The sequence below is a fragment of the Izhakiella capsodis genome (genome assembly GCF_900115045.1).
GTDB lineage: Bacteria > Pseudomonadota > Gammaproteobacteria > Enterobacterales > Enterobacteriaceae > Izhakiella > Izhakiella capsodis.
The window spans coordinates 1-18,997 of the sequence record NZ_FOVC01000012.1; the positions used below are offsets into that span (position 1 = coordinate 1).

Sequence of the window (18,997 nt, forward strand, 5' to 3'; positions counted from 1 at the left end):
TAGTCATGGAAAAGAAAACTGCTCTGTATTTCGTTGCTCATGCGTGTTTGAACCTGATAGCGTTTGCGTATGTATGTTTATGTATTCAGTTGTTCAATACTTCTGTGTTAACCCTGTTTTGTACTGGTTTGCATTGAATTGCGAGTGGGTGCTTCACACTCTACATCCTGAAATGAGTATCAGGACCTTGTTCTGAATGGGTTCAGAACACGAACATGGTAAAGGCGACACTAAACTTTGCTTACTTTATGGTAAACCATATTCCGGGCCGACAGAAATAACAGATGTTGACGGGCGTCTCGGTGAGACTCATCAAGTGGTGTACGTGCTTATGTGCCACTTTCGCCAGCGCACTGACCATTGTATCCCGCCAGCGCTCGGCGCCACCGGCGGCGACACCTGGCATGGCGTGATTCAACACTGTGCGGTCGAAATGGCTATTGTGGGCGTAAATCAGCACATCAGGATTTTTGAGCGCCAGTCGAAGTTCCAGAGGAGTTTTGGTTCCCGCTGTAACGTCCCATATCTGTACAGGGTCACTATCAATCGCCCACGCAAAAAGCATAACTTCGGCATGCTCAGCGTAGGCATGTGTACCGTTTTTAATGGGTATTTCAGAGAAGGTTTCTAAATCGAGATAAAGATGTTTAGACATGAACAACTCCATAGGGGTTCGTCTACAGTAGCTCCAGTGTTCTAATGAAAACTTAAATACGTTATATGAATGTACTGCCATGCATTTTTGAGCGTTTTTTGGTAGAAATAATTTATTTTTAGGTGATAAATGTCTGCTCTAAACCTAAGGCAGGAGATATTTTATGAAGGTAATTAATCAATTACGGCTTCGATTCTGTGATAGTAGTAAAGCAGTTCTTGAATTGGCAAAGAAAGATCATAAATATATGGGGTTAGCAAAGGAAATGCTTTCCATCAAAAATGATTGCGTACAAGCTAAGCTTCAAAAGCTTGCACCAGCGTCACGGAAAATAGCTAAGTTGGATTATAAAAAATATAAATATGAGCATATTATCGCGCAGCTCGACAGAATTAGTAATAAGGAAGAAAATTTACTATCGACCAATACGGCTATTAACATATTGAATTATAGAGAAACAATCCCAAGGGCGAAACTAGCAACTACAACGGATAAATTATTAAAATATACAGGAACTATCCCAAGGGCGAAGTTAGCAACAAATACCGATATCCATCACAATCACAATACTAACAATATATATGAAGAGCTTCCCTGAAATTTAATATGCCCATCAATTCTTAAAATATTTATTAACACCCTGCGTTCTGCCGGGTGTTTTTTAAGAGGCTTAAACTGTGGCTGCTTTGTCGAAGGGTACCCTGAGCATTTGATTGAGCGTTTTTCGTCGCTAAATATGCTGACGGCCGCAACTGTCAGGTATCTTGTCGACGGGATTATCAATCTTCCGGTGGCTTCACTCACTCAGGCAGGTATCAGGTAACTGAGCAGCGCAACAGACAGCGCCGCTGAGAATGTTGCGGCTACGCGTAAAGCGGTGAAGGATGTACTGGCAAATACAGACGGCAACATTGTAATGAAAAAAGGCGGCTCAGATTGGGTAACTCTGACGGGTGATAATCTGCCAGAACCTCTGCATAGAGATGTTTTAACGTTATCCACCCTACTTTTATGCGGTGTTACCACAATGTCTGCATAGGCAGGGATCTGGCGTGATTCTATGCGGCGTAACTGATTCTTGCGCTACAGATACCTACCCTAGCCGCCAGCGCTCAACAGATTAACCTGTAGCCGTTCGGGATTAATGGAGATGAGTGCAATTGACACCGTGATGCTGTCTCCGCGCTTTTCAGAGAACTTTATCGCAAATGGTTAGTACGATATCGTACCCTGCATTTACAACCAAAGGCATGCTTTCGGCCACATGGTCACAGAGCTGACTGGGTGACGTTTTCAACTTAACCATTTTAGTCTGACAGCGCTGTTTTACTGAAATTATCTGTACTTTAAAAATGGCGATACAGGCATATCGCCATAGAGGAGCTATAGTTTTAGTAGTTGATAAAAGGTGGGATTATCGGCACATTGCCCACCGCCGCACTCGAGTATTGTTGATATTAAATTAGCGGTTATTAACAAGATAAAGAGTGTAATCACGACTTTGACAGTCAACGATTTAGTTACCAACGATGACGCAGATTCGTCTGGAGGTAAAGCCATTACCACGGCAATAGCGACAGTAGTGAAAATGGAAGCTAATAACGCCCACGTATAAAAATGCAAACCCAACATCGCTGAACCGTATCCAGAATCCCCGGGCAAAATATGCAAAAAGACTTGGCGCGCAGCGATAATCCCGGTTACCACGCAGCCAATTAATGCAAAACTGTAATGTATATTTTTAATTCCCAGGCAGAGATTAAATAAAAAACCAAAGCCAATTAACATCATGCCGACCCGCTGCAACAGACAAAGCGGGCAGGGTAATTCATACAAAGCCAACTGGTAGTAGAATGCAATTATCAGTATCAAACTGATCACAAAAAGTCCGATTATGTTCAGCCAAATTGCGAGGCGATGGCTGTTACTCATGCTTAGCCCGGATTTCATGAAGGTATCCTCAAAATGACAAAGTTAATATGCTTGATGCGTGGTGTTTGAACCAAAATAAAGTCACAATCAGCAGCCCCAGCCAAAGAAAATAACTGTATTTTCTTTTTGAAGCGATTGTACTGAATGCGGCGCACAAGGCGATAAGGAAGGGCAGAAACATGAACATACGCAGACTCCATTTTTGAAAGAAGATGAGAATACACACTTTCACAAGCAGCGACTATAGCTGAGTATCACCTCAAGCTACCAGCATAGGTATATTTCGATAAAATGCGCCTATGATTTTTCACGGTTTTTCACTGAGGGGGATTAAAAGCATACTTTTCGGGCCTGTTTTTATTCAGTATCTTTGCGTAATGCTACGACGTTTTATACTGTAAATGAACCTATTTGAAAACGTCGACAGAGATTCTGGCGTGCGGGTAAATCTAAAACTCAATCATTTTCCTTAAATGTTACTTATCATTGGTTATTAGAAAATCTGATGTGATTTATCATGCAGGATCTGCTGGATAACATGTTGTTTGTAATAAGATATTTTTTACTGATTGCTCTGCTTGTTACCTGAGAAATGCCATGCCGTCGCTAACGCGATCAGAAATATAAGGTGTTAGCAGATTGTCGGCAAAATTGACGTATCAGGAGACATGGCATTATCCCGCATAATTGTTAAAAGTTTCTGTTTATGAGTGATTAATGAGATTCATCCGGTACTTATCGTTGCGTGTAAAGGGTGATCCTGAAGTCAAGGCATCTGTTGGTGCAGGGATACGACGCCATACCTTTCCGTCAGAAAATGCGGTTGCATCACATTTATCTAATCAGACCGGCGGGTTAAATCCCTGAGCGTCGCCGATCGTCTATCTGAGCTTAAAGGGTAATGGCATTAATTGTCGGGTGCCAGCATAACGGTATTCGTAAATGCGCGGGTTTGCCTGCTGTCAGCGATACCTTTGCACCCTGCGCTTGTTATGGGGTTATGCCAATAAAAAACATTTACTTGCAATTAGATAACACTCTATGGGAACGATTGACGTAAAACATCGGCCACTGTTTTTAGTTCGCTGTTTGAGGATATTGGCTTGAAAACGCGTTTATTGATCGGTTGCTCTTTTTTTATTGCGGGTTTTGCTTACGCCCAGTCAGGTGAAAGCTCAATCAGTTTTCCGCTTATCCCTCCCTCGATTGACGCCGCCTCTTGGGTCTTGATGGATGCGACCACCGGTCAGGTGCTGACTCATGCCAACGAAAATGAGCGCCGAAACCCTGCCAGTCTGACAAAACTGATGACCGGTTACGTCGTTGACCAGGCGATCGAAAGCCATCAGATTAGCAGTAATGACATTGTGACCGTCAAGAGAGATGCCTGGGCGGCGGGTAATCCTATATTTAAAGGCTCCTCACTAATGTTTCTCAAGCCGGGGGATAAGCTCAGCGTTCGGAAATTGAGTCGTGGTATGATTATTGACTCAGGTAACGATGCGTGCGTCGCGCTGGCGGATTATGTCGCGGGCAATCAGAAAAACTTTGTTGTGCTGATGAATCATTACGTCAAAAAGCTCGGGTTAATGAATACGCATTTTGAAACTGTTCATGGTCTTGATGCACCGGGACAGTTCTCCACCGCGCTGGATATGGCAAAGCTTTCACGTGATATCATTCATGGTAAGCCTGAGTTTTATAAACTCTATAGTGGAAAACAGCTGACCTGGAACGGTATTACTCAGCAAAATCGTAACGGTTTATTGTGGGATAAAACGCTGCACGTAGACGGATTGAAAACGGGTCATACTGCAACTGCTGGCTTCAATCTTATAGCTTCGAGCGTTGACGGTAATCAGCGCCTGATTGCGGTCGTTATGGGGGCTAAAAGTTCGCTCGGACGTGAGGAGCAGGCGCGTAAGTTGCTGATTTGGGGAGAGAATAACTTCAGTACTCTTCAACTCTTTCACGGTGGTAAAGCCCTTACCCACGAACGAGTATGGTACGGTAATCCCCAGCAGGTTAATGCTGGCGTCGACAAAGATATTTATCTTTCGGTGCCAAAAAATGATGTAAAACAGATCACCGCGCGCTACGTTTTTGATAAAAAGAATCTTGAGGCGCCTATCAAAGCCGATCAGCAGATTGGTACTGTACAGGTTTATGATAAAAACAAAGAGCTTGCCAGTTACCCACTGATGGCATTGCAGCAGGTTAAAGAGGCCGGTTTATTCACGCGTATTTCTGATTATATTTCACTGAAAATATAAGCTCTGCCCTGGCGATCGGGTAGCCCCAGGCCCGCTCCCGATCGATCCTGGCAAAAGAAAACATGATTAGAGTGTGTATTAACGGTGAATGATGAGTAATGACTGAATAATTAACATGTTAAATTCATGATCATTATTTTAAAAGCAGGAGATTTACATAAGAATAATCGCGTATTGTTGTTATGACTTATGAATAGTAGAGTATGCTGGGCGCTGTTTCTGATGACGGAGCTTAGGATTGCGACCCGACAAGCCCATTTCTGACTTTAAACTCAAGGTATATCGCTATCATCGCGTTGTTCACGGCGTGCGGATTGCGTTGGCCTTTGTCCTTACCCTCATGCTGGTTCGCCTGCTGAATATTCCCGAAGGCAGTTGGCCGCTTATCACCGTCGTAGTCGTCATGGGGCCAGTATCCCGCTGGGGTAACGTATTTCCCCGTGCTTTGCAGCGTATAATTGGAACGATAATTGGCCTCATTTCCGGACTGATTGCTCTCTACCTTGAGTTGTTTTCCTTACCGGTTATGTTGGCTTGGTGTGCCATTGTGATGTTTACCTGTGGCTTTTTAACCCTGGGTAAGCACCCTTATATGGCCTTGCTTATCGGCATTACGCTGGCTGTGGTCAGCGGCGCGGCTCCGGGAGATATCGGAAGGGCGCTCTGGCGCGGCGGCGATGTCATTATTGGTTCGGTACTGGCGTTAATTTATACCAGCATCTGGCCGGCACGCGCACACATTCAGTGGCGTATCGGGCTTTCTGACATTTTACTGGAAACTGCAAAAATATATCACGCCGGATTCTCACCCTATCTGGTTGAGCGTCCCTATTTAAAAAATCCGCTTCAACACCTGATGGCATCAGTTGTTAAAATGCGTTCAATGTTAGTGCCAGCCAGTAAAGAATCGCGCATTCCAAAGTCCGTTTTTGAAGGGATACAGACGCTCAATCGTAATATGGTCTGTACCCTTGAATTACAGCTTAACGCCTGGTGGTCCTCCCGCGAAACTCATCTGATGTTGCTCAGTGCCCCGACGCTGCGCGCGACTCAGCAACAGATCGAAAGTAGTCTGCGGACGCTGTCTCGCAGCCTGCTGGAGGGAGACACCGATAAAACTGTGTTGACCAGTGAAGCGCTGGCAGCCAGTAGCCGTGAACTTCGTGAGCTGCTGAGTGAACAACAAATTAATAATCATCAACAGGTAGCGGCTTACGGCTATGCCTGGCTTAGTATAGAAATGGCCGGACAGCTGGAGCGAATAAACGATCTGGTTAGACTGGCAATGCGTAAGTAAACAACTGAGAAAACCACGCGTATCGGCGCCGACGGTTTCAGGGTAAAATAGACGCTAATCCGATTATCGATGTCTGAATTGTCCTCAACGAAGTAGGATCTGCTTAGCTGAAGGCGAAACTTAAGCTGCCTGTGCTTACAGGCTAACAGTAAGAAGGTGTCAACATGGAAAATGCAAAACAGTCATTTCAGAATGTTCTTGAGTTCGTGCGGCTTTTCCGTCGTAAAAATAAGCTTCAGCGTGAGATCCTCGATAATGAGAAAAAAATACGCGATAACAAGAAGCGTGTACTGTTACTCGATAACCTGAGTGAATACATTAAACCGGGAATGAGCATTGAGGCGATCCAGGAAATCATCGCCAGTATGCGCGCTGACTATGAAGAGCGCGTTGATGATCACATAATTAAAAATGCCGATCTGTCCAAAGAGCGAAAAGAGATTTCGAAAAAGCTGAAGAAGCCCGGCGAGCCGAAAGCCTGAAAAGCGCTAAAAAGTATAAGGAAGGGCGTGCCCTTCCTTATAATGAGCAAGTAACGACAAGTCAGCGTTACATCCCATTCATCCCCATTAGTTATTAATCAGATAGCGCAGTAGTGTGGCGCTTTTTCATTCCATGGCCGGTCTTATTTGTTCCAATTGTGTACGTTGTGTGCACATTTTGCGTATCTGTTACATAATCACTTTGGCAAAATACCGTTTACGTTAGACTACACGTGGCTTGACACGGTTTTACACTGTCGGCAAAAGTTATTTTGCAAATAAGGATGTAAAATGCAAGGTTATGATTTAACGCCGGAAAACACGCTTAAGGAGTTAGCCTGCTATAGCTGGACTCAGCCGGATCCCGAGGGCAGTCAGGTGACGGAATTAGAAAAAGGTAAAGTGTTGTTTCTGCCACACCTTTCTTTTGATTTATCAGCACGGGAACAGGTTTTGCTGGATGTCAGTCGGGTTGACCCTAAGAGAAAAAACATCAGCTACAATCCTCAGATTGGCAGGTTGACTGGTGTTGCTTATCAGGCGGATTGCACGGCGATTGAGACGCTGTTGTCGCGCCATTACCAGTCATGTAAAACTCTGGTTACGGCGCTGCTGCCGGAGTATCAGCAGTATTTGCATTCACCGGTAAATACCCTGCGTTTACATCCGGTGGCTGCATGGCGTAAAAGTAGCTCGTGGCGCAAAGATGACAGCAGGCTGCACGTCGATGCTTTCCCCTCCAGGCCGATGCACGGTGAGCGTATTTTGCGTATTTTCACAAATATCAACCCGCATGGTGAAGGTCGTGAATGGCGAATAGGTGAAGATTTTCCACAGCTGGCACGGCGCTTTTATCCACATCTCGGCGGTTATTCACCCTTATCCAGTTGGTTGCAGCATCTCGCTGGCATAACTAAAAGGCGGCGTACCCATTATGATGCGCTGATGTTACGGATGCACGACAAGATGAAAAGCGATGAACACTATCAGCAACAGGGTTTACAGTTGAGTTTCCAGTTTCCACCTGGCAGTAGCTGGATCTGCTTTTCTGATCAAACGCCTCATGCAGCGATGGCGGGGCAGTTTATGCTGGAACAGACCTGGCAGTTGCCTGTCCAGGGAATGAAACATCCGGAATACTCCCCGCTGAGGGTACTGGAATCGTTGGCAGGCAAGGCGTTGTTATGACCCTTGCCGGAACTCAACGCAGCGGCGGCTCATCAAAGGTACGCAGCTTGCGTGAGTGCAGGCTGTCACCTTCGGCGCGCAGCAGCTGTATGGCATGTATGCCTATTTGCAGATGCTCAGAAATGGCGCCCTCATAAAAGCGATTGGCTTGTCCCGGCAGTTTAATTTCGCCGTGCAACGGCTTATCGGATACGCAAAGTAGTGTGCCATAAGGCACGCGGAAGCGATAACCCTGGGCAGCGATGGTTGCACTTTCCATATCCACGGCAATGGCGCGGCTTTGATTGAAACGAAGCGCTGAAGCGGCATAGCGAAGCTCCCAGTTACGATCGTCGGTCGTGGCTACCGTGCCGGTACGCAGTCGAAGTTTAACCTGTTCGCCCGGCATACCACTTACTTGCTTAGTTGCGTCGTACAATGCGCGTTGCACCTCGGCAATGCTGGGGATCGGAATATCTGGCGGTAGCACGCTGTTAAGTACGTGATCGTCGCGCAGATACGCGTGCGCCAGCACATAATCGCCAATTGACTGGCTTTCACGCAGGCCGCCGCAATGGCCGATCATCAGCCAGACATGTGGCCGCAAGACGGCAAGATGATCGCAAATCGTTTTCGCGTTGGAGGGGCCGACGCCGATGTTCACCAGGGTTATACCCTTGCCATTTTTTGCCATCAGATGCCACGCCGGCATCTGATGCTTTTTCCACGTCAGGTCAGAAATAGCGGCTTCAGCATCCGGGGTTTGCGGCGTAATCATTACGTCACCAGCGCAGGAAAGCGACAGCCAGTCAGTGCTGTTTTTTTTAATTTGCTCGCAGGCCCAATGGACAAACTCATCAACGTAGCGGGTGTAGTTGGTGAACAGCACATAAGACTGAAAATGTTCCGGTGAAGTACCGGTGTAATGACGCAGGCGGGCGAGGGAGAAGTCGGTACGCAGGGCATCAAAATGAGAAAGCTTCCGCACTTCGCCCTGATGCAATACTCCATCGGCATTCTCATCACCGATGAGCGACAGCTCGGTAGTCGGGAAATAACGCGTCAGTCCGGCGCTCATACTGCGATCGAGATTGAGGCTGGAGCCATCTATGACGTAGGGGAAGGGGATTTCCTGCTGTGAAGGCAGCACTTCGATCGCAATCCGATAGTCACTCTCCAGCAGCGTTAACTGCTCCGCAAGGTAATGGCGCATCAGCGCCGGTCGCGTAACGGTCATCGCATATTGCCCGGGGTGGGTGAAACGAGCGAACGCTCTGGTAAGGCGCTGTTGCTGCGCGCCACCCTCCCAATGAACACGCAGTTCAGGATAAACGAATAATCCAGCCGCCCGCGCCGCTGCATCAGGAAGTTCACCGCAGGCGATGAACGCCTGAATCGCCAGGCGCAATGCGTTCACTGCACTATCATACAACTGTTCAAGCCGATCCAGCGCGGCGTTTACCTTGGGTGACGTAGCGATGTGTGGGCCGGCCATTTTTAATCTCCATCTCAATCGAGCATTATCCTTGCATGCTAGCTGAAGTCAGTCGATTACGCATTAGTAGCCGCATGATTACGGCGCTGCGGCAAAAAGTGTATCAACGCGCTATCTGGTTTACGGTGTTCTGAAAGGATAAATTTGGTTACTGATTTTCCGGCATCATGGCTGACCAGCCGCGCAATCTGGTATTATTGCGGGCATGATTAATGGAGCCAGACGTGACAATGACAAAACTTACCCTACAGGAACAGATGCTGAAAGCCGGGCTGGTTAGCAGCAAAAAAATGGCCAAAGTGCAAAAAACGGCTAAAAAATCACGCGTTCAGGCGCGGGAAGCACGGGAGGCGGTGGAGGAGAATAAAAAAGCACAGCTTGAGCGTGATAAGCAGCTCAATGAGCAGCAGAAGCGGTTGGCTTTGTCCAAAGAATATAAAGCCCAGATAAAGCAACTGATTGAAATGAATAGAGTTACTACGATAAAAGGCGAAATTGGCTTTAACTTCACCGATAATAACCTCATTAAAAAAATTTTTGTTGATAAGCAAACTCAGGCCCAATTAATTAATGGCCGTCTCGCTATTGCGCGCCTGGTTTCAGAAAACGCAGGCGAGAGCCAGTACGCAGTTATTCCGGCCAGTGTCGCGGACAAAATCGCCCAGCGTGATCCTGGTAGCATCGTATTAAACAGTACCCTCAGCCAGCAAGAAGAGGGCGAGGACGATCCCTACGCTGATTTCAAAGTGCCTGATGATTTGATGTGGTAAACGACAGCGGCGCAATAAATGGGTGTGAATTAAAAAAACAACGGCTTTCTCACGAGGCCTCGCTTGTCGGTGTGATAACCTAAAGAAAAGCTCATGCAGTGTGGGATAGAAAAAAATATCGATTTAAGGCGTGATGTTCGCGTTGCCGACAAATGGGCCTGGAGGGCAGGCGTACCGACGGGCTTGGGCAGGCTGGGATATGACGTACAGAAGGTGAATCAATAATAGCGCAGATAGCCATAGAGAAAATTAGCCGGTCACGATTGATTGAATGGCTGAGAAACAATGATCCACTGTCAACGCCAATCTACGGTCGCTCAGTGTGGAATGCGCACAAGGCCCCCCTGATAGCCGGACGCAGCGGCTCTTACGCCGCAGTGGTGAAACGGGCTGGGGAATATGGCTTGTCTGTATCCCGCTTTAATCCCGTCTACTTATATTTATATCCATGATGTGTCATCTCAATAATAATACTTAAATACTATCTCCGTTGCTGTGAAATAGTAAATATTCAGATATAAAACAGGTAAGAAATAAAAGTCACCATTGATGAATGGCGGCATTATAATAACCTTGCTCTACAGTAACTAACTTTGCGTAAAAATCGGAACGGCATACGTCAGTATTCAACGCTATTAATCTACCATCAAAATGACTGTATTTTGGTATTTTTCAGTGGACGTTAGCAGATAAGAGAAGAGGAATAGAGAGTTGATATGAAAGGAAAATGTAGATGTTCTTAGACATCTACACTCTCTAAATTGGCTCCTCTGACTGGACTCGAACCAGTGACATACGGATTAACAGTCCGCCGTTCTACCGACTGAACTACAGAGGAATCGTTTGAACGGGGCGCATAATAACGATGGCTTGTGGCCTTGTCAAAGGCAGATTTCACCTTTTTAATCATTCGCTGAATAAATAATCATTTTAGTCGCCTAAAGCGCCAAATGTCGAGGTTCAGCAAAGTCCTTGCGGATAACTCAACGCAGAGTCATGTTGACCGTGGCTAAAATGAGAGGCAATCCGTCATTGCTGGTAATGAGATTAGTCATAGCACGCAATGTCTGATTAGGGTAGCTGGTGGTCAGTCGCGCGAAGCCTGATTGGTGTTTAAGAGCAAGTCCGAAGGGGGCATCGCCGCTGGGAGATTTTCATTTGCAGAAAGCGAAAAGCCCGCTCAGGTTTCTCTGTGCGGGCTTTTCTGAATCTGGCTCCTCTGACTGGACTCGAACTTCATCTGTAACTCCTTCTGTTATTGGGTTTGTAAAAGTTAACTGATTTTTTACCAGTATTTTTACCAACATTATTTAATCTGTATGGATGGAAAGTCAATTATATTCAATTATTTATCTCAGTATACGTCAGTAGATATCACAAGAATTGTTACCTCAGAAAATCAAACCTGTCAACTTTTGGAAACCGCTATCGTATAGTAAGAGCCTGTTTATAAGAGGAATTACTGATGGTAACCGCAGCTAAAAAAGTTGAGTTAACAAAATGGTTTAAGCCTGAAAATTACAATGTTTTAAAAGATATAACCGTATTACAACTTTGCCAAGAGATCCGCAAACGAAAGGCAATATTTGAAGAACTAGAAGAAGCGCTGGAAAGCGATGAACCAGAATGGTGTGTGAGCCAGGCTAACCTTGAAGAAAGGGAGTTAATCTTTTCAGGGAAGCCCTTGATAGCCTCTGGGCTAACAGAAGACGATGTAGAGTCTTATACAAGTGATCAACATGTCAGGCTTATGACCGCTGGTAAGCTTTATCAATTGGAAAAGGATATCAAAAACACTGGATTGCTAAACTACGGAGAAAACACTGTAAAATTCTTCGAGGAAAATAACAGGTATTGGTTGCAACAACCTATCCTGCGATACAAACGGATATATGCTCAGCAACTAATTGAATCCAGGAAGATGACTGACGTGCAGAAGAAGAACCTTGCTTTAAAAGCAGGAAGTGCATTTAATCTGGAAATCAATTTAAGTCTATCAACAGACAATCAAATCATTGAATCATTGCGCTATCTGTTAGACCGATGGCGTAAGCAAACGGGCATCAAGCCAAAACTAAGCCAGTTTACTTATGGTTTCGGGGAAGCGATGGTTCTAAAAATAGTTGATTTTCGAGTCATTCCTATTTTAGACCTTCTTTATCACGCGAAATTAAATAATTACAAACTCAGTGACAAGGATCTGGAACAGCTTCTCTACCGTTGGGGCATGGAGGGTTGTCGTGATCAGGTGCAAATCAAAGAAACAGACAGGCCACTTGCCAAGAAAGCACTTACCAACGAATTTGATAATCTCTTCACGATGTTTTTGTATAAAAACAGACACTTAATGGATATGAAGGTAAGTGAAGTGTACAAGATGAATGAGAGAGAAGGAAAATAATATGAAAGTCAAGGGGTAAGAGAAATAATCTTATCCCTGTAAACAAGCTTCTTTGAGTTCCCCAGAAAGACCTTCTTAATCCCATCAATTTTTTCATACCCCCAAATCTCCGATAATTCTCCTCGTCGAAACAAACAGGAGAAAACAACATGAATAAAAAATTAATACGAATGAACGAAGTCCTTAATAGGACAGGATTTTGTAGGGCATGGATTTATCGGCTTATTAAACAGAAACGGTTTCCTAAACCAATAAAGATCGGTGAGAGAGCGATTGCCTTTATAGAAAGTGAAATTGATAGTTGGATAGATAATTTAGTTAACAGTACAAGATCTTAAATTTAAAAAATAACAGAGGAATAAAATATGAACAAGAATAAATATTATGAAATGCTTATTTTTATGGGTGCTGCAATCCAGGAAGCACATAAGGTAATTATAGAGGAATTATCATTACAGAATGAAGATCAAAATGAAGTTATGGAACAGTTTAACCAATTAATAACTTCATTAGCAATGGAGCAAGTAATAAAGGAATATGGTCAAGAGGAAGCAGCTTATTTTTTTAATGAATTCGCTGAGGAAACTTCAGAAAGTCTTTCTAATCATATTGGAATTATGATTTCCAAAGGTGATGCTCTGGTTAGATTTAAATAAAACATAAGGATAATACAATGAATAAGAAACTGGTTAAAGAAATGACTAAGGTTGTTGAAGAGTTTACCGCAGAGTTTTTAAAAGAAGTGCATGAGGAATTAGGTTATACAAATGATGATGTAGCAAATAATGTGGGTGGAGCCTATGACGCATTGCGTGATGGAGCAGAACTGATCCTGACATTAGTGTATGGGCAAGAGGCGGCAGAAAGGTTTAATTGTATGAAGATTTAATTAAAAATAAAGAAATAATATTGATTCATAAAAAATAATAACAGAGAGGCGTGATATGAGAAGAAAAGAATATAATAAAATTTTGAAAGAGTCTTTTGGTTTAATTTCAGATTATTTAAGAAAGCTAAAGAAAGAACGTGGGTATACCATTGCAGATTTAAATGCGAACAGAGATGATGTGAAATCGCTAATACGTAACCAGTATTATGAGGAAGTTATGAAGCATTATGGTAAAGAAAAAGGAATGGATTATTTTCATGAAATGATATCGAGAGGAGAGAAAATGCTTGTGACTTATAAATTTGAAGATGAAGAATGAAATTAATTAAAAGTTCTGAGGCTGGAAACAGCCTTTGATAAACATGATGTAAAAAATTAAAAGAAGACTAATGTACTGTCATTTTTTATGGCAGAAACAGAGGTTTTTATTATGTATAATAAAATATAAGGAAAATAATATGAGTTCTAAAAATATTGAAAGTAATGAAGAAGATTCAACCAAATTTTTCTCTTTGTATGCAATGAATCGCTTTTTGAGTTTTATAGAGGAAAAGGAAGCTGAGGTGCAGGGAGTAGCTATTATTGTTATGACAGATGAATTCAGGATGCATCTCGTTAATGAAATAATATATCGTACCAGAGAAGAAATTGAAATTGGTAAAGATATATTAAAAGGAATGCATTATTCTTTTGAAGAAGTTGATATAGAAAAGACAAAATATATGTTGGAATGTATGTATCAAGAATATATAAAATCCAAAAAAATGAACAGCAAAATAAAATAATTTTTGACACACTGACAAATGTACATAAAACAAATGCTAATTAATTATTTACGATTAGTAATTCAAGGGCTGGAATCAGCCTTTGAAAGTTAACATTGTTATCAAAGTCTAATAGAAGAGTTTTTTAAAATGATTGAAGAGTTTCACATCCTATATCAGTACAGAGACATCCAGCAAGCTGCTGCCACAACTGATATCAAAACGCTTGAACAGGTTTTGGTTAAGTTCAGAAAAGTGGTAGCTGAACGGCGAGAGGAGTACTATACAGAGATCGGTGAAGAGGCTGCACGGAAGGTCAAAATGAAGAAAATCCTTGAGCAGATTGAAAAGGATGGGATTTGTGTTGAGGATCTGTTGCTTGATTTCTGGAGAGCGATGTAAGATATAAATATATTTACGTAGTAAAGTTATGGTTCCGAAAATAGAAATGCATTGTTAAAATTGAGTGGAAAATGTGATTAAAGAGGTTTTACACTATGGATCAAGATGAATACGATCTAAGATTTGAGGTAAAGAATAAAGACTCTAAAAAACTGAAAGCTGCATTCGATCAGGTTTCAGATATTAGAAAATTTGAGATTGAGCTTTATTGGAAAAGAGCGGCATATTTCTGGGCGTTAATAGCCGTAGCTTTTGCAGGCTATTTTTCCATACTTGCATCTGAAAAAATCCCCGGAAAGTTTTTTCTATCTCTTATAGTCTCATGTGCTGGCTTTGTATTTACTTTTGCATGGTTTCTTTCAAGTCGTGGAAGCAAATATTGGCAAGAGAATTGGGAGAATCATCTATAACTGGTCCATTATATAAGACCTTATTAGAAAGACCAGGGTTTGAAAATTACGCTGACAAATTCATAACAGGCCCCCTACCTGTATCTGTGTCAAAAATAAATCAGTGGGTTGCTGCCTTTATTGTCTTTTCATGGCTTATTTTGATTGCATTTTCTACTTATAAGTCTTTACACCCACTTGCGTTACCTTTGGACGAATGGATAAAGATCCTAATGCATATGTCTGTTATACTTATAACTTTCTTTGTCTGTGTTATGATGTTTGGCTTCGGTAAAACTCACAAGGAAAAGCACTCACCTCGCGTAGTTAAGCGAGAAACAAAAATTAGATGAGAGTTTTTATATTTAGATGCAATTAAAATTTTATAATGGACAAGAAGTTTGGTTTACTCTTTACTATCAATGCGGATAGCCAGTTTGCAAAGCATAACTACTTTATTAATTAGCGGCTGATTATGCTTAGAATCTGCCTATTATCAAAAAGCTCTACCAGAACCGCTTTCAGCGCTTCTGGTTGCCATTTTAAGGACAGGTAGCCCTCATCTGACCCGACCGCATCAGTAAGGTCTTCACATACTGCGGCCATGACAGCGCTAAGGATCTGGTCTTTACATGACAGTAGAGTTTCTTTGTCCAAAAAATGGAACCGACGACCGGAGAAAATCATTCTCAGGTAGTTCAAATAATTATCCTGGAACTGGTCATGGCTGATGCCATTAACAGAGTAATAACGAATAAGTGATTTTGTTATGATGTTGGCTATACCGTCTTCGTCGTTATGAATGTTGAGTATTGCGGTTATTTCATTTTTTAGCATTTTTATCTCCATTTTTTATTTTTATTTCTTCGATAAATCTGGCTCTGTCGCCATTAAACACCACAGCAGGATTGATATAGTAAATATACTTAGATTTGCTTGGCGCTATGATCTGCTTGTCTATAAGCTCTTTTATTCCACGATAAAAAACAGGATTGGATAAGTTGAAATCACACTGACTTGCTATATCTTTTGCTGTTTCAAAATTCATATAAACCTGATCTTTACCAATTGCGTCAGAAATGGAAAAAAGGAATATGTAAAATAGCTTATTACCTGTCAGGGACAGATCAAAGAGAACACGGATCTTAGATATGAAAAGTTTAACGAATTTCTCTTTGTCAACTTCCTGTATAGAGTGAATGACACGTTCGTATCGTTCTCCCTCTGGTGATTCAAATTTTTCTCCACGAGCTATGGTTCTTCTTTTATCTTTCGTTTCGATTTCAATACCATTTTGCAATATAAATGGATTTTTCTCATAGGCGTTGTTGTTCATTATATTTCCTTTTGTATTATTATAAAATCCATATATAACTATGTTTTTTAAATTGTCAAATATATCTTGAAGAATTTTCTTCATTTTTAGTATTAATATTGAAGTAAAATGCAACAAACCCGAAGAAAGATCTACAAACCCGAAGAAAAATCAACAAACATGAAGAAAAAGACTTTTTAATGCATTGTTTATATGGCTATTTTTTTCATTAAGAAGCATAAAAAATATAAGATCTAAGAGGGCAACGGAAACTTGTGCGATCTTAATATCGCCCCAATGGAGTTCCGACTGGAAAAATTTTACTTAAACTAGATGTTCCGCCAGTTTATTAATGAAAACCACTTTTCTTAATTGTGTTATTAAACACCTGCACAACCTTATGTTGTGCCTGTGGTGTTCATTGAGAATTGAAGTATTCTTTTTTATTCAGTAACAAACCTTATCACGGGGCATTTACTTATTTACCTTTAGGGGCAACCAGCAACGCCTGTATGAGCTTGGAAGATATTAGGCAATGTATTCCTATGGATAGACGTTTTTCTTTGCTACATGCTCATTCTATTCGCATTCCGTAAAATTAAAACCCTTTGATAAAGGAAGTTGTCTTGATTGAGCTAACGCGCTCAATCGCTAAAAGCCTGGCTCTCGCCCTTTTGATTTAAATTAAAAAACGGTTTTCTTCACTTGGTACATTGATTTACTTCATTTTCCGCCGTTAAAATGAAGAAAGTTCTTCACGCGATGAAGAAAATCAATGTAGTCAGAAAAATCATTCTATTTTAGTCCTCAGTGCGCGTGAGCGCATAGCGGTTTTGTTGCTTGCAACAAAAACAAGATACCAGCTTTTTATCGATCTTTTGGTTTTTACCTTTAAAGCAGTATATGAGCAAGCGAATGTACTGCACAGAAAAATTAGTTATTAGATTTAATTATTTTAATAGTAACTATATCGAGCAAGTCCTCGATATGGGCTGTAAAACTAACGTGTAAAAATTGTTATAACAACCTGACCTGCTGGTTGCCCCTTAAAGGGCAAAGAAGCATAAGTCAGGGTTATAGGATTTTAGTGATAAAGAAAAAGTCAATATAATCATAAACCCAATGACGCAACTAAAATTGCGTATGGTTCTATAAGAAAAGATGAAACCCTAAGACACGGCATAACAGCCGTGTAGGATTACTTATAATAAAAGAAAATCGTCATCTTTTTAAAATTCTAAAAACAATGAAGATCACTTATCGCTTCGCTCTATATGAATAATGAAGAAGGAAAGTGCTTTCAGGCCAGATATAGCTTAAAACCAAGTTCGCGATCTCGGGAGTTAAAGTCCGCGATTTGGGGACTTTAACTAATAATCATTCTCATCTATAAATATGAAGTTCGGTTTTATTTAAAATTTTAATACTTTAAATATCAGTTAAAGAAACTTTAAATATTATTTTATTTAAAATAAATGGACTTTAAGTGTTGACTATTAAATAAAATATGATAATTAAAAAAGATAAATATAATAAAAGGTATAAAAATGTCAACAGAAATAAGAAAATCAAGAAGAGGATTGCAACGATATTTTAAAAATCCATTTATCTTGTCAGCGAGTAATAATACAAAGGGTGGGTTAAGACGAATTTCTACAGGAAATGATAAGCTCATGGTCGTAAATGAAAATACAGGTGAGTACTTAGGCGGTGCGGGTTTCTTTCAGTATCAAGAAGTAGATAAAACAAAGTTTCTAAAACTTTATGTAAATGGTGTTAAAGCTATTACTGAGTTGTCTTCCGCTGGAACAAAAGTTTTTGAAATACTATACAGAGCAATGCAGGAACAGAAGGATACAGACACTATTTTAATGTCATATGATATTATAGATATGAAAGCTGTAAAAATTTCTAGAACCACCTATTTTAAGGGTATGAAGGAGTTGGTTGAGAAGCAATTCATAGCAGAAACAATGATCCAGAATTATTATTTTATTAATCCTGACTATATGTTCAATGGTGATCGTTTGTCATTTGTTAAATCCTACATAATGACCGAAACAAAGAAGATAACGTAAAAGCGTACATTTCATTTTTTGGGAAAGTTTAATTGGTACATTAGGGTTTTTTATTAAACGATTTACGCACAATACAATGAAGAAAAGCTATTGGATGATGAATATTTGAATCTACTACAGATTTTTTGTAGGTCATCTTTTGAACGACCGCTGTTTAACACAATCAAGGTAAAACCCAATCTGATCCGTAAAAACGATCAATAATGGCATTATGATAGGCGCTAACTATCAATATAAGGTTATTGATCGGCAGTTAATTGATTGTAACGATCATTCTATCCGTATAGATAGCCAAAACCTATCAATATGAGTTTATTTGATCGATAAAAACGATATGACATCAAGTTCACTCAGATCAATTATATCAATTACTTAGATGTGATAAGGTGAGGAAATAGCATGTCGGAATGTCCATATTGCAGTACAGTCGTTCCAGAAAGCGCTTCTGTCTGTCGTGGTTGTGGTGCTGAAAGAGTGAAAGGTTATGTCAGCCAGCAAACTATAAAAGGTTTAGCTGGAGTGGGGACGATTCTTGGCATCCCTACTGCTTTTTTAATTGCGTATGTAACACACTCAATGCCAATTATGGTTATCGTTTTGCTTACGATGATACTCGGCCCCATTCTCTATTTGAAAATGAAGAATAAAGATAAGGTATCGTGGATTAGGCCAACAGCTCGTTAGTTCT

The 18,997-nt window shown here is 41.4% G+C and carries 23 protein-coding genes, 1 tRNA gene and 1 pseudogene; 18 read left to right on the plus strand and 7 right to left on the minus strand.

The window, feature by feature from the left end:
- Positions 1-343: 343 nt before the first annotated feature.
- Positions 344-655 (minus strand): annotated as a pseudogene (locus tag BM191_RS14105) (DNA polymerase I); the annotation flags it as partial.
- Positions 656-818: 163 nt separating this feature from the next.
- On the opposite strand from BM191_RS14105, the gene BM191_RS14110 reads away from it, so the two are divergent.
- Together BM191_RS14110 and BM191_RS17590 are read left to right on the plus strand one after the other, a co-directional pair.
- Complete coding sequence (locus BM191_RS14110) at positions 819-1,253, plus strand: hypothetical protein (RefSeq protein ID WP_092879283.1); 435 nt, start codon at positions 819-821, stop codon at positions 1,251-1,253.
- 225 nt (positions 1,254-1,478) lie between these two features.
- Positions 1,479-1,694, plus strand: a complete 216-nt coding sequence (locus tag BM191_RS17590; protein WP_143088840.1) for a tail fiber protein — start codon at positions 1,479-1,481, stop codon at positions 1,692-1,694.
- 344 nt (positions 1,695-2,038) lie between these two features.
- Here BM191_RS17590 and BM191_RS14115 read toward each other — a convergent pair whose 3' ends face one another.
- Together BM191_RS14115 and BM191_RS17270 are read right to left on the minus strand one after the other, a co-directional pair.
- Positions 2,039-2,605 carry a disulfide bond formation protein B gene (locus BM191_RS14115; protein ID WP_092879285.1) on the minus strand — a complete coding sequence of 189 codons (567 nt, stop codon included), beginning with the start codon at positions 2,603-2,605 and terminating at the stop codon, positions 2,039-2,041.
- A 10-nt stretch (positions 2,606-2,615) separates the two neighbouring features.
- Positions 2,616-2,774 (minus strand): DUF5993 family protein, encoded by a 159-nt coding sequence (locus BM191_RS17270; protein WP_230479602.1) that lies wholly within the window; start codon positions 2,772-2,774, stop codon positions 2,616-2,618.
- 916 nt (positions 2,775-3,690) lie between these two features.
- Here BM191_RS17270 and dacD point away from each other — a divergent pair.
- From dacD to BM191_RS14135, 4 genes are all read left to right on the plus strand, one after another.
- On the plus strand, positions 3,691-4,860 hold the full coding sequence (gene dacD, locus BM191_RS14120; protein ID WP_269017642.1) for a serine-type D-Ala-D-Ala carboxypeptidase DacD: 1,170 nt from the start codon (positions 3,691-3,693) through the stop codon (positions 4,858-4,860).
- A 238-nt stretch (positions 4,861-5,098) separates the two neighbouring features.
- Positions 5,099-6,157 (plus strand): FUSC family protein, encoded by a 1,059-nt coding sequence (locus BM191_RS14125; RefSeq protein ID WP_092879287.1) that lies wholly within the window; start codon positions 5,099-5,101, stop codon positions 6,155-6,157.
- 164 nt (positions 6,158-6,321) lie between these two features.
- Positions 6,322-6,639 (plus strand): DUF496 family protein, encoded by a 318-nt coding sequence (locus tag BM191_RS14130; RefSeq protein ID WP_092879289.1) that lies wholly within the window; start codon positions 6,322-6,324, stop codon positions 6,637-6,639.
- A gap of 291 nt (positions 6,640-6,930) precedes the next feature.
- Entirely contained in the window at positions 6,931-7,827 is an 897-nt protein-coding gene (locus BM191_RS14135) for a Kdo hydroxylase family protein (RefSeq protein ID WP_092879291.1), read from the plus strand.
- Positions 7,828-7,840: 13 nt separating this feature from the next.
- Here BM191_RS14135 and BM191_RS14140 read toward each other — a convergent pair whose 3' ends face one another.
- Entirely contained in the window at positions 7,841-9,301 is a 1,461-nt protein-coding gene (locus BM191_RS14140) for an AMP nucleosidase (protein WP_092879293.1), read from the minus strand.
- A 230-nt stretch (positions 9,302-9,531) separates the two neighbouring features.
- Here BM191_RS14140 and BM191_RS14145 point away from each other — a divergent pair, with 230 nt between their 5' ends.
- Positions 9,532-10,071 (plus strand): DUF2058 domain-containing protein, encoded by a 540-nt coding sequence (locus BM191_RS14145; RefSeq protein ID WP_092879295.1) that lies wholly within the window; start codon positions 9,532-9,534, stop codon positions 10,069-10,071.
- A gap of 762 nt (positions 10,072-10,833) precedes the next feature.
- Here the strand turns inward: BM191_RS14145 and BM191_RS14150 are convergent.
- Positions 10,834-10,909, minus strand: a tRNA-Asn gene (locus BM191_RS14150).
- A gap of 627 nt (positions 10,910-11,536) precedes the next feature.
- Here BM191_RS14150 and BM191_RS14155 point away from each other — a divergent pair.
- The 9 genes from BM191_RS14155 (at position 11,537) to BM191_RS17280 (ending at position 15,269) form a co-directional block, all read left to right on the plus strand.
- Positions 11,537-12,472: a DUF6387 family protein gene (locus BM191_RS14155; RefSeq protein WP_092879296.1), complete on the plus strand. Its 936-nt coding sequence runs from the start codon at positions 11,537-11,539 to the stop codon at positions 12,470-12,472.
- Between the two features lie 149 nt (positions 12,473-12,621).
- Positions 12,622-12,810 carry a helix-turn-helix transcriptional regulator gene (locus tag BM191_RS14160; RefSeq protein WP_092879297.1) on the plus strand — a complete coding sequence of 63 codons (189 nt, stop codon included), beginning with the start codon at positions 12,622-12,624 and terminating at the stop codon, positions 12,808-12,810.
- A 27-nt stretch (positions 12,811-12,837) separates the two neighbouring features.
- Positions 12,838-13,128: a hypothetical protein gene (locus BM191_RS14165; RefSeq protein ID WP_092879298.1), complete on the plus strand. Its 291-nt coding sequence runs from the start codon at positions 12,838-12,840 to the stop codon at positions 13,126-13,128.
- A gap of 17 nt (positions 13,129-13,145) precedes the next feature.
- Positions 13,146-13,361 carry a hypothetical protein gene (locus BM191_RS14170; protein ID WP_092879300.1) on the plus strand — a complete coding sequence of 72 codons (216 nt, stop codon included), beginning with the start codon at positions 13,146-13,148 and terminating at the stop codon, positions 13,359-13,361.
- Between the two features lie 55 nt (positions 13,362-13,416).
- Entirely contained in the window at positions 13,417-13,680 is a 264-nt protein-coding gene (locus BM191_RS14175; RefSeq protein ID WP_092879301.1) for a hypothetical protein, read from the plus strand.
- A 139-nt stretch (positions 13,681-13,819) separates the two neighbouring features.
- Complete coding sequence (locus tag BM191_RS14180) at positions 13,820-14,146, plus strand: hypothetical protein (protein ID WP_092879302.1); 327 nt, start codon at positions 13,820-13,822, stop codon at positions 14,144-14,146.
- Positions 14,147-14,275: 129 nt separating this feature from the next.
- On the plus strand, positions 14,276-14,527 hold the full coding sequence (locus BM191_RS14185; protein WP_092879303.1) for an H-NS family histone-like protein: 252 nt from the start codon (positions 14,276-14,278) through the stop codon (positions 14,525-14,527).
- 95 nt (positions 14,528-14,622) lie between these two features.
- Positions 14,623-14,937, plus strand: a complete 315-nt coding sequence (locus BM191_RS17275; RefSeq protein WP_230479603.1) for a RipA family octameric membrane protein — start codon at positions 14,623-14,625, stop codon at positions 14,935-14,937.
- Positions 14,907-15,269 (plus strand): hypothetical protein, encoded by a 363-nt coding sequence (locus BM191_RS17280; RefSeq protein ID WP_230479604.1) that lies wholly within the window; start codon positions 14,907-14,909, stop codon positions 15,267-15,269. Before BM191_RS17275 ends, BM191_RS17280 begins: the two co-directional genes overlap by 31 nt.
- Positions 15,270-15,378: 109 nt before the next feature.
- On the opposite strand, the gene BM191_RS14195 is transcribed toward BM191_RS17280, so the two are convergent.
- Together BM191_RS14195 and BM191_RS14200 are read right to left on the minus strand one after the other, a co-directional pair.
- On the minus strand, positions 15,379-15,753 hold the full coding sequence (locus BM191_RS14195) for a hypothetical protein (RefSeq protein ID WP_092879304.1): 375 nt from the start codon (positions 15,751-15,753) through the stop codon (positions 15,379-15,381).
- Positions 15,740-16,252 (minus strand): replication/maintenance protein RepL, encoded by a 513-nt coding sequence (locus BM191_RS14200; protein WP_092879305.1) that lies wholly within the window; start codon positions 16,250-16,252, stop codon positions 15,740-15,742. The genes BM191_RS14195 and BM191_RS14200 overlap by 14 nt, the downstream gene beginning before the upstream one ends.
- Before the next feature lie 1,526 nt (positions 16,253-17,778).
- On the opposite strand from BM191_RS14200, the gene BM191_RS14205 reads away from it, so the two are divergent.
- On the plus strand, positions 17,779-18,309 hold the full coding sequence (locus BM191_RS14205) for a replication/maintenance protein RepL (RefSeq protein ID WP_092879306.1): 531 nt from the start codon (positions 17,779-17,781) through the stop codon (positions 18,307-18,309).
- A 399-nt stretch (positions 18,310-18,708) separates the two neighbouring features.
- On the plus strand, positions 18,709-18,993 hold the full coding sequence (locus tag BM191_RS14210; protein WP_092879308.1) for a hypothetical protein: 285 nt from the start codon (positions 18,709-18,711) through the stop codon (positions 18,991-18,993).
- Positions 18,994-18,997: the final 4 nt, after the last annotated feature.